Origin of the sequence: Phenylobacterium sp. (genome assembly GCF_030680185.1) — a bacterium.
GTDB lineage: Bacteria > Pseudomonadota > Alphaproteobacteria > Caulobacterales > Caulobacteraceae > Phenylobacterium.
On record NZ_JAUXVZ010000022.1, the window covers coordinates 1 to 10,089 of the forward strand.

The 10,089-nt window shown below is 68.8% G+C and carries 9 protein-coding genes; 3 read left to right on the forward strand and 6 right to left on the reverse strand.

Going from position 1 to position 10,089, the window contains the following annotated elements; all coding sequences use genetic code 11:
- A partial coding sequence (locus Q8L83_RS04155; protein WP_305284908.1) for an SDR family NAD(P)-dependent oxidoreductase occupies window positions 1–544 on the forward strand: 544 nt, incomplete at its 5' end.
- Between the two features lie 8 nt (window positions 545–552).
- Here Q8L83_RS04155 and Q8L83_RS04160 read toward each other — a convergent pair.
- Genes Q8L83_RS04160 through Q8L83_RS04180 form a run of 5 tightly spaced genes read right to left on the reverse strand, consistent with a single transcriptional unit; the run spans window position 553 to window position 5,815 of the window.
- Window positions 553–1,596 (reverse strand): FAD:protein FMN transferase, encoded by a 1,044-nt coding sequence (locus Q8L83_RS04160; protein WP_305284909.1) that lies wholly within the window; start codon window positions 1,594–1,596, stop codon window positions 553–555.
- 5 nt (window positions 1,597–1,601) lie between these two features.
- Complete coding sequence (locus Q8L83_RS04165) at window positions 1,602–2,420, reverse strand: DUF4198 domain-containing protein (RefSeq protein WP_305284910.1); 819 nt, start codon at window positions 2,418–2,420, stop codon at window positions 1,602–1,604.
- A gap of 35 nt (window positions 2,421–2,455) precedes the next feature.
- Window positions 2,456–2,971: a DUF2271 domain-containing protein gene (locus Q8L83_RS04170; protein WP_305284911.1), complete on the reverse strand. Its 516-nt coding sequence runs from the start codon at window positions 2,969–2,971 to the stop codon at window positions 2,456–2,458.
- 14 nt (window positions 2,972–2,985) lie between these two features.
- Window positions 2,986–3,675: a PepSY-associated TM helix domain-containing protein gene (locus tag Q8L83_RS04175; protein ID WP_305284912.1), complete on the reverse strand. Its 690-nt coding sequence runs from the start codon at window positions 3,673–3,675 to the stop codon at window positions 2,986–2,988.
- A complete protein-coding gene (locus Q8L83_RS04180; protein WP_305284913.1) occupies window positions 3,662–5,815 on the reverse strand; it encodes a TonB-dependent receptor domain-containing protein in 2,154 nt (717 codons plus the stop codon). The genes Q8L83_RS04175 and Q8L83_RS04180 overlap by 14 nt, the downstream gene beginning before the upstream one ends.
- Window positions 5,816–6,103: 288 nt before the next feature.
- Here Q8L83_RS04180 and Q8L83_RS04185 point away from each other — a divergent pair, with 288 nt between their 5' ends.
- Complete coding sequence (locus tag Q8L83_RS04185) at window positions 6,104–7,381, forward strand: lytic murein transglycosylase (protein WP_305284914.1); 1,278 nt, start codon at window positions 6,104–6,106, stop codon at window positions 7,379–7,381.
- A 20-nt stretch (window positions 7,382–7,401) separates the two neighbouring features.
- Here Q8L83_RS04185 and Q8L83_RS04190 read toward each other — a convergent pair whose 3' ends face one another.
- Entirely contained in the window at window positions 7,402–8,730 is a 1,329-nt protein-coding gene (locus Q8L83_RS04190; RefSeq protein WP_305284916.1) for an MFS transporter, read from the reverse strand.
- Between the two features lie 112 nt (window positions 8,731–8,842).
- Here Q8L83_RS04190 and motA point away from each other — a divergent pair, with 112 nt between their 5' ends.
- Window positions 8,843–9,712: a flagellar motor stator protein MotA gene (gene motA / locus Q8L83_RS04195; RefSeq protein WP_304712928.1), complete on the forward strand. Its 870-nt coding sequence runs from the start codon at window positions 8,843–8,845 to the stop codon at window positions 9,710–9,712.
- The last annotated feature ends 377 nt before the right edge of the window (window positions 9,713–10,089 follow it).

The following is a 10,089-nucleotide window of genomic DNA, read 5'->3' on the forward strand; positions in this document are numbered from 1 at the left end:
GGCCGAGGCCGCCTTCGGCCCCATCGACATCCTGATCAACAACGCCGCCATCACCTATTTCATGCCGGTCCAGGACTTCACCGAAAAGCGCTTCAAGCTGATGATGGAGGTGCAGGTCTATGCGCCCTTCCACCTGGCCCAACTGGTCATGCCCGGCATGCGCGAGAAGGGCTGGGGCTCGATCGTCAACATCTCGTCCCCGGCCGGCATCCATCCCAAGCAACCCTATTCCGGCGGCCGCGGCGGCACGGTCTATGGCCTGTGCAAGGCGGCCCTGGAGCGGTTCACCACGGGCTTGGCGTCCGAGGTCCAGGGGGACGGGATCGCGGTCAATGTGGTTTCGCCGGGCCTGGTCGACACCCCGGGCGTCGCCGTCCACGGCCTGATCAACGAACAGACCAAGGACCGGGTGCAGCCCATCGAGTTCATCGCCGAGGCGGTCTATCAGCTGGCCAAGGCCGACGCGAAATCCATGACCGGCCGCGTGGACTATGCCGAACCCCTGCTTAAGGAACTGGGGATCAAGCCGTCCGAGCTGGTCTAAAGCCTAACCTAGTCTTCGAGGAGGGCCTGGAAGGCCGGCGAAAGCCGCTCTTCCAGGCCCTTTTTCGTGTGGATCAGGAAGCGCGCGGCGATCTCATGCTCGGCGCAGAGGTCGAGCCCCGTCTCGGCCCCGAGCACCGACAGCAGGGTGCACCAGGCGTCAGCCGTCATGGCCTGGCCATGCAGCACGCTGACACAGGCCACGCCGCTCTCGCTGGGTCGGCCCGTGCGGGGGTCGAGCGTGTGGGCGAGCCGGCGACCCTCATGGATCATGTAGCGGCGATAATCGCCCGAGGTGGCCACCGACAGGCCGCAGAGGGCCAGCAGGATCGGCGTCTGGCTTTCGACCTCGCCCTCCAGCCGCTCCAGGGCCACCCACCAGGGCTGGCCGTCGGGCTTTAGCCCCTCGCCCCGCAGCTCGCCGCCGACCTCCAGCAGAAAGTCGCGCACCCCAAGGCGCAGGAGCGCGCGAGCCGCCTCATCGACCCCGAACCCCTTGGCGATGCCCGACAGGTCGAGACTGAGGCCGCCCGGCTGACGCAGGCGCCGGCCGACGGGATCGAAATCGAGCCGGGCCCAGCCGGCCTCGGCCAGGGCGCCCGCGACCAATGCATCCGGCGGCGCCGTCGCCACCGATCCGGGCGGGCCAAAGCCCCAGAGATCGGTCAGGCGGCCGAGGGTCGGATCGAACGCGCCCTGGCCCAGGGCGGCCATCTCCAGGGCGCAGGCCATCACCTGGGCGAAGCCCTCGGGCAACTCCTGCCAGGCGCCGGCCGGCGCGCGATTGAAGGCGCTGATATGGGAGGCGGGCTCCCAGGTGCTCATCTCCGCCACCACGGCGTCCAGGCGTTCCTGAACCATGCGCGCCAGGACCTGGGCGCCCAGCCCTGGCAGGGTGATGGCCTTGAGCGTCCAGGTCACCCCCATGGCGCGGCCGGAGGCTTCCACCTCCAGCCCGCCGGCCTGAGGCGCCAGGCCTTCAGGCAAGGTCAGGGGCACGGCGACCCGGTGCTCGGGGGCGGACAGCGCCGATGAGGGAGCCTGGGGCGCCAAGCGACCTATTCCGGCAGCACTTCCAGGGTGGCCACATAGACGGCCATGCGCTCGGCGCCCTCGATCGGGCTCTTGCCGCCGCGCATCTCGGCCTCCATCCAGTACATGCCCGGCTCCTCCCAGCTGATCTCCAGCAGGCCATCGGCTGCGGTGGTGAGCTTCATCTCACCCGGCTCGTCGCGATAGCGCCCGGCGCCGCGGATCACCGTGACCTCGACGCCGGAGGCCGGCTGTCCATCCAGAAGCAGGCGAAACTGTGTCGTCTCACCGGCGAACAGGTCGTTGGGATGGGTGATCGGCGCCAGTTCCAGACCCTTGCCGGTCGGCGCCAGGGCCTCGGTGGTGGGCTCGCCGACCGTGGCGAAGGTTTCGATGCGGCGCTGGGAATGGGTGATCTTGACGTCGGTGGCCTCGGCCGGGATGGCGGTGGCCAGATCGGCGGCCGCCCCGCGCCAGCGCTTCTGCTCGCCGGCCAGCTTATAGGAGGCCATCACGCTGTCGCCGACGCTGGCGATGCGATAGGTGCCGGGCTTGGAGAGCTGCACGTCGAAGGTCGAGCGGTACTTGCCCGTCGCTTCGTTCTGGTGGGCCACAGCCGCGCCGTCGGGGCCGGTGATGACCAGGCCGTCCAGGCGCATGGGCACGTGCTCGAAGACGAAGAGGTCGTTGGAGACAGCCGCATCGATCGTCACCCAGGGATCGGTCCCCGACAGGACGGTCATGGAGGGCAGCATCCACTGCCGGTGAGCCTGGGCGGCCATCGGCGCAGCCAGCATGGCGGTGAGCGCCGCGGCGGCGCAGAGGGGGCGAAGCAGGGTCTTCATGGCGCGTCTCTCCGTGGTTCTTTTGAAGGCTGGGATCAGGGCTTGAGGTTCAGGCTGACGGCGCCGAGTTCGGTCGCGCCCTTGGCCTGGCCGCTGGCGGGCGCCTTGGGCGGCCACTGGAAGGGGATGCGGACCATTTCGCGGCCGCCGACCTCGCGGGCGGCTTCCACCACCAGATTGTACTGGCCGGCGGGAAGCGCCCCGAGCGGCGCCTTGCCGCCGACGAATGTCACCTGATGGCGGCCCGGCGCCTTGGTGGCGCCGCTGACGCCGTCGGCCGGCAGGGTCATGGCCCGGCCGGCCCGGCGCCACCACTGGCGCATGTCCTTCAGCCAGGTCTCGCCCTCCTGGTTCCGAAGCTTGATGTCGTACCAGACCGCCAGGGTCTTCACCGCCGTCTGGTCGGGCTTCTCGACCCAGACGGCCACATAGGGGTTGTGGTATTCGGCCACCGACAGACGGGGGATCTCGACGCTGAGGTTCAGCTCGGCCGCGGCGGCCGGCGAGGCCATCAGGCCGGTGAGAACGGCGGCGGAAGCAAGTCGGCGCATGGGTCGAAATCCGTTCAGTGAATGAAGAGCAGGGCCAGCAGCAGCGGAATGATCAGGCCCGCCCCCACCAGCGGCCAGGTGGAGCGGCGGGCGTGTGAATGCAGTTGCAGCAGGATCAGGCCGGTGACGCAGAAGACCACGCAGCCGATGGCGAAGATGTCGAGAAACCACATCCAGGCCACGCCGGTGTTGCGGCCCTTGTGCAGGTCGTTGAGGTAGGCGACCACGCCGCGATCTGTGCGCTCGTAGATCACCTCGCCGGCCTCGGTGTCGAGGCTCAGCCAGGCGTCGCCGCCCGGACGCGGCAGGGCGAGATAGGCCTCGCCCGGCGACCACTCCGGGGCGACGTCGGCGGGCAGACGGACCTTGAGCGCCTCGCCGATCCAGGCGCGCACCGGCTCGGGCAGCGCGGCTTCGTCAGCCTCGGCCCCCTGAGCCAGGGCCAGCAGATCAGCAGGCAGCTCGGCCGTCCGCTCCGTCACCCGCGGCGTGGCGGGGATCGAGCCGGCGTGGTTCAGGGTGATGCCGGTGATGGCGAACAGCAGCATGCCGATCAGGCAGATGGCCGCGCTGATCCAGTGCCAGCGCAGGGTCTGGCGCAGGAGGCCCGCGCGCCGCTGGGCCTGGCGCTTGGCCCGCGCACGGGCCTCGGCGGCGGCGTCCGGCGCCGCTGCGGCGTCACCTAGCCGTTCAGAAGTCGACATTCACCGAAACCCACAGCCGCCGGGGCTCCTGGTTGATCGCATACTCGCCGGCATAGGCCGTCGTCGCGCCGTTCGCATAGGGCAGATACGAGACGAAGTCCTTGTCGAGCAGGTTGTAGATGGTGGCGTTCAGGCGAACATTCTCGGCCACCTGATAACTGCCGCCCAGGTGGAAGAGACTGTAGCCCTTGTAGTCGCCCAGGGCGTCCTGGACGACGCCGGCGCCGCGATAGCGTTCGGACCGCACCTCGGTCCGCACCCAGGCGTTCAGCTTGTCGGTGGCCCGCCAGCGGAGGCTGCCGTTCAGCATGTGCTCCGGCGTGTTCACCAGGGGTTCGCCGGCCGAGGGGCCGCTCTTCTGTTCGCTGTCGGTGTAGGTGTAGTTGCCAGACACCGTCCAATCGGGATGGAAGGCGTAGCGCGCCGCCACCTCTGCGCCGCGGGTCACCGCCTCGTCGATGTTCACCGTCTGGCCGTAGAGATCGACCCGCGGGAAGTTCCCATAGTCGACGCAGCCGGGGCGATTGGGGCTGCCGGCGAAGGAGCAGTTGGGCAGGCCGGGGCCCGAGGCGATCTTGTCCTCGAACTCGCTGTTGAACAGGGTCAGGTTGGCGTCGAACCCGGCGCCGCTGTCGAAATAGACGCCGATCTCGGCCGTCGTGCTGGTCTCCGGCTGCAGGGTCGGGGTGCCGATCAGCGGGATGGTGCCCTGACCGCCGAAGCCGGTGATGCCCGAGGCGATCTGGTCGAGGCGGGGGGTCTTGAAGCCGCGGCTGACTCCGCCCTTCACGGTCCAGGCGTCGCTGGCCGTCCAGACCAGATAGGCCCGCGGGCTGGTCTGGCCGCCGAACTTGGAGTGGTCGTCGTGCCGGACGCCGACCGTCAGGGCGAGATTGTCCAGCAGGCGCCACTCATCCTCGGCGAACACCGCCCATTGGGTGTGCTCATAGGTGTCGACGGCGACGCCATCGACCATCTCGGCCTCCCACCACTGGCCGCCCACGGTGAAGGCGTGCGCACCGATCTCCGTGGCCAGACGGGTGTTGAAGATGGTGTTGGTGGCCTCCAGCGTGCGCGGGTCGCCGGCCGTCTTGCCGGGCGTGCCGGGCGGAATGGTGCGGCCGATGGTGGTGGTGATGTTGCGCACCACGTCCGAGGTGATCAGGCCGATCGGCGAGCGCCAGTCATGGGCCAGGCTGTACTGCTCGCGCTCGAACCGCAGCTCGGGGCCATAGCCCCCCTGCACCGTGCCGGTGCCGAGCTGGCTGTCGGAATTGTCGTAGGACTGTTCGGCCACATCGACGTCGAGCCACAGGACGTGGTCGGCGGCGGGCGTGAAGCTCAGACGGCCGCCCAGGGTCCAGATATCGGCCTCCACGGGGCTCGGGCCACGCTTGGACACCTCGATCGGCTGGCCGTTGGCGTCCACATAGGAGAGGTCCGAGGCCTCGCGCTTGAAGATGCTGCCGCGGAGCGCCAGGCCCAGAACGTCGGGAACGAGGGGGCCATCCACATAGGCCTCGGCGCCGTAGCTGGCCCCGAACTGGTCGTCGCTCTGCAGGGTCCCCTGCACGGTGGTCGCCGCACGCCAGCGATCGCCGACCCGGCGGGTGATGATGTTGACCACGCCGCCCATGGCGTCGGAGCCATAGAGGGTGGACATCGGTCCACGGACCACCTCGATCCGTTCGATGGCCGAGGTGGGCGGCATGAAGCTGGTGGAGGTCTCGTTGAAGCCGTTGGGCGTCACATTGCCCGCCGCGTTCTGGCGACGGCCGTCGATCAGGACCAGGGTGTAGTCGCTGGGCATGCCGCGGATCGAGATGTTCAGGCCGCCCGTCTTGCCCACGCCGTCGCCGACATCGACGCCTTCAACATCGGCCAGGGCTTCGGCGAGGCTTGCGAACCGCTTGGTCTGAAGGGCTTCGCGGGTGATCACACTGACCGACGCCGGCGCCTCGACCAACTTGCGCTCGAACGCCGAGGCGGTGACCACCAGCTGCTCGACCTCGGCGGCGTCGCTGGCGGAGTCGGCCGCGCTGGGCGTCTGGGCGGCGGCGACTCCAGCGGTGGCGAGGCCCAGGCCAAACACCGAGCAGAAGAGGACGCGGCGAAGGCCGTTGCGCTGAAAATCCGACATCAAAGAAAAACCCCAAGCACTTGCGACTGGCTCGCACTAGCAAGGCGTTTCCGAGGCCACAAGTTTTTTGCGATTTATTCTCACCCTCACCGGACAAAAAGCGCGCTCGGCGGGAACTCCGCGGCCAGTTTCGGCTTTTCCTCATCGCAGGCGAGGTTGTGATCCCCCCCACCAATCTCGCCCTAGCGTCCTGAAGCCCCGGACCTGCAAAGGCCCGGGGCTTCCCATATCCGCCGTCTCGCGTGATCGTGCGATTGAGGCGCAGGCCAAGGAGCCCTAGGATTGGCCATGGATCGACGCTCCTTCCTTGCCCTGCTCGTCGCCGGCTGCGCTGACCCCGCCGCCAATCTTGGCCCCCAGCTGGCCATGGGGCCTGGCGCGCCGACGCCCTATAGGCCTGAGCCTACCGTCGACCTGCCGCCCTCGGGCAGCCCGACCTTCGACGCCTGGCTGAGGGAATTCTACATCAAGGCGGTCAAGGCCGGCCTGCCGTCGGACCTGCTGGACCGGGAGCTTCGCGGCCTGACGCCCAACGACCGGATCTCGGCGCTCGATTCGCGGCAGCCCGAGTTTTCCCGCCCGGTCAGCGACTATATCCGCGGCGTGGTCACCGACGACCGGATCGCCATCGGCGCGCGAAAGCGCGACGCCCTGCCCGCCCTGGCCGACATCGAGGCGCGCCACGGCGTGCCGCGCAATGTGCTGGTGGCCATCTGGGGCCTGGAGTCAGGCTTCGGCGCCATTCTCGGCGACTTCGACGTCATCCGCGCCATGGCCACCCTGGCGGCCGACGGTCGCCGGCGCGAATTCGCCGAAGATCAGCTGATGGCTGCGCTGAAGATCATCGGCTCCGGGGAATTCCCGCGTTCGCGCCTGGTGGGCTCCTGGGCCGGGGCCATGGGCCAGACCCAGTTCATCCCCACCACCTTCCTGGCCACCGCCATCGATGGCGACGGCGACGGCCGTCGGGACCTCTGGGGCTCTTCGGCCGACGCCCTGGCCTCGGCCGCCAACCTCTTGTCCAAGGCCGGCTGGCGGCGTGGCGAGAGCTGGCATCGGGAAGTCACCGTGCCGGCTGGCTTCGACTACGCCCTGACCGAAGGCCCGCGGGAAACCCCGGGCGCGTGGGCGCAGCGGGGCGTCGTCCCGGCCGACGGCCGACCGATCTCCACGGCCGATCAGAATGCGGAGGCCGAGCTGATCGCGCCCTCCGGCGCCGCAGGCCCCATGTTCCTGGCCTTCCACAACCACTTCATGATCCGGCGCTACAACAATTCGACCGCCTATGCGCTGGGCGTCGGCCTGCTGGCTCAGCGCCTGGGCGGCGAAGGCCGGCTGGTCCGCGACTGGCCGCAGGAGACGCCGCTGGCCCTGGCCGACCGGACAGCCGCCCAGACGGCGCTCAACCAGCTCGGCTTCGAGGCCGGCGCGCCGGACGGCATTGTCGGCGTCAACACCCGCAAAGCCCTACGGGCCTATCAGCAGGCCCGCGGCCTGGTGGCCGACGGCTATCTGTCGCTGGAAATGGTGCGGCGCCTGCGCTCCGAGGTCGGCGCCGCCAACTGAGCCTGGCCTGAAGCGGCGTCCTACTGCCCGGACTCGTCCCGGCGCTCCAAGGTCGCCATGGCCGCGTCGGCGCGGGTGGCCGGCTGGGGGTCGGCGTTGCGCAGCTGCGGGTTGCGGAAGGCGTAGAAGAGCAGACCCACCATGATCGCGGCGTTCAGGGCGAACGGCGCCCAGTCGATCAGCTGGTAGAGCCACACGAAGAACGGGGCCAGGACCACATTGACCCCGTTGACCGCGGCGATGGCCCCGGCGACCCGGGCCTGTTCGCCCATGTTCACCGCCAGGGACGAGCCGGCCGTGAAGCCCGGGCGGGCGAAGCCGAAGCCGAGGCTGGCGATCGCATAGCCCATCACCACGGCCCAGTAGTTGGGCGACAGCGCCACGATCACATTGCCCACCGCCGCCACGGCGACGCCCCAGCGCAGCAGCTGGCGCGGGGTCATCTCGAACATGCGGATGATGCCCCACTGGGCGAGCAGGCCGGCCATGGCCCCGAACATCATGGCGATGGCGATGAAGCCCTGGGCGGCGGCCGGCGACAGGGCCAGCTTGTCGATGATCAGGAAGCCCAGGGTCTGACCCTGGGCGGTCTGGCAGGCGGCGACCAGGAAGCCATAGACCAGGAAGGGCGTGATCCGCGGATCCCGCCACATGGGCGTTTCCTTGACCCCGGGATTGGCCTTGCGGGTCGCAGCCTCGGCGTCGGTGCGGGCCCGGGTCTCGCCGGCGAAGGGGCTCTCGGGCAGATAACGATAGACCACCAGCAGCATGACCGCTGCGATCAGGGCGAAGCCGAACAGCGGCCCCGACAGCCCCAGGAAGGGCAGGATCAGCAGCGGCGCCAGGAACGGGCCGATGACGGTGCCAAGGCCAAAGGCGCCGGCCAGGCTGGACATGGCCTGGGTGCGCTTCTCGGGCGCGGTATGCTCGGCCACATAGGCCTGGGTCGCCGGGTTGGAGGCGGCGCCGAACAGCCCGAACAGGGCCCGGGCGAACAGGAAGAAGACGAAGATCACCATGGGCGCGGCCCAATGGCGCAGGCCGGCGTTCACCACCAGGCCGCAGCAGACCATCGACACCATGAAGCCGGTCAGGCCCACCAGCATCAGCGGCTTGCGGCCATAGCGGTCCGAGGCCCTGGCCCAGAAGGGCGAGGAGAACGCCCACAGAAGCGCCGAGAGCGAAAAGACCGCCGCCACCAGGGGATCGGGAATGCCGATCGAGCGGCCGATGGCCGGCAGGACCGAGATCAGGCCCGTATTGCCCATGGCCGTCGCCAGGGAGACCCCGAAGATGATCGCGAACGACCGCTTGGGAAGCACCACGGGGAGGGCGGGAGATCCGGACATGTGACCGCTGTTAATGCGGCGCGCCACCGCAGGCAATTACGATTACCGCACACCGGCCATTAAGCATTAACCCCGATGCTCCCGCAGGATTAGCCGGGGGCCAAACGTCGTCATGTTCCAGATCATCGGGATCGTTCTGCTGTTCGCCATGGTGTTCGGCAGCTACATCATGGCCGGCGGCAATATGGGCATCATCCTCCACGCCCTGCCCCATGAGATGATGGCCATCGGCGGCGCGGCCGTAGCCGCCTTCCTGATCAGTCACTCCATGACGGTGATCAAGGGCGTCGGCGGCGGTCTGGCCAAGGCCTTCGCCGGTCCCAAGTGGAAGGCGTCGGACTATCGCGACCTGCTCTCCCTGCTGTTCCTGCTGACCAAGACCATGAAGTCCAAGGGCGTGATCGCCCTGGAAAGCCATATCGAAAACCCGGGCGAGAGCACGATCTTCTCCCGCTACCCCAAGATCACCAAAGACCACTTCGCCGTGGACTTCATCTGCGACACCCTGCGGATGATGACCATGAACCTGGAGGATCCCCACCAGGTCGAAGACGCCATGGAGAAGCAGCTCGAAAAGCACCACCACGAGGCCCTGGCCCCGGCCCACGCCCTGCAGAACACCGCCGACGCCCTCCCGGCCCTGGGCATCGTCGCCGCCGTGCTCGGGGTGGTGAAGACCATGGGTTCGATCTCCGAGCCCCCCGAGGTGCTCGGCGGCATGATCGGCGGCGCCCTGGTCGGCACCTTCCTCGGCGTGTTCCTGGCCTATGGCCTGGTGGGTCCGCTGTCGTCGCGACTCAGCGCCGTGGTCGAGGAGGAGGCCTCCTTCTACAAGATCATTCAGGCCGTGCTGGTGGCTCACCTGCATGGCAACGCCGCCCAGATCTCCGTGGAGATCGGCCGCGGCCATGTGCCCAGCGGGGCCCAACCGAGCTTCCTGGAGCTGGAAGAGGCCCTTTCGGCCATCCCGGCAGAGGCCTGAGCCGACCGCATTTCGGGCTAAAACCGGGGATAAAAGGGCCTCGGCGAAAAAAGTGATCACAGCCGCGTGATTTACCCCCTTGCCCCCGGGCCAAACACCGGCATATTCCTGCACTGCGCAGCGATGCTGAAGCTTCTGGCCCCCGGGCCTGCAGCGACAGCCGCGCCAGGCGCAATCAACCTCCATTCCAGGGGACCAGGGACATGACCTCCGAGATTCTTCGCAAGCTGCTCGTGGCCGGCGCCGCCGTCGCCGCTCTCTCCGTCGCCGCCTGCGGCCAGCCCGCTGAAACCGCCGACGAAGCCGCCGCGGAAGCCACCACCGAAGCCGCGACCGCCGAAGCCGCCGCCGACACGGCCGTTGACGCCGCCGCGACC

Excerpts from the sequence above, each read along its gene's own strand:
- Q8L83_RS04165 (WP_305284910.1), bottom strand. The coding sequence starts at position 2,420 with ATGAAGACCCTGCTTCGCCCCCTCTGCGCCGCCGCGGCGCTCACCGCC.
- Q8L83_RS04170 (WP_305284911.1), bottom strand. The coding sequence starts at position 2,971 with ATGCGCCGACTTGCTTCCGCCGCCGTTCTCACCGGCCTGATGGCCTCG.
- Q8L83_RS04175 (WP_305284912.1), bottom strand. The coding sequence starts at position 3,675 with ATGTCGACTTCTGAACGGCTAGGTGACGCCGCAGCGGCGCCGGACGCC.
- Q8L83_RS04180 (WP_305284913.1), bottom strand. The coding sequence starts at position 5,815 with ATGTCGGATTTTCAGCGCAACGGCCTTCGCCGCGTCCTCTTCTGCTCG.
- Q8L83_RS04185 (WP_305284914.1), top strand. The coding sequence starts at position 6,104 with ATGGATCGACGCTCCTTCCTTGCCCTGCTCGTCGCCGGCTGCGCTGAC.
- Q8L83_RS04190 (WP_305284916.1), bottom strand. The coding sequence starts at position 8,730 with ATGTCCGGATCTCCCGCCCTCCCCGTGGTGCTTCCCAAGCGGTCGTTC.
- motA (WP_304712928.1), top strand. The coding sequence starts at position 8,843 with ATGTTCCAGATCATCGGGATCGTTCTGCTGTTCGCCATGGTGTTCGGC.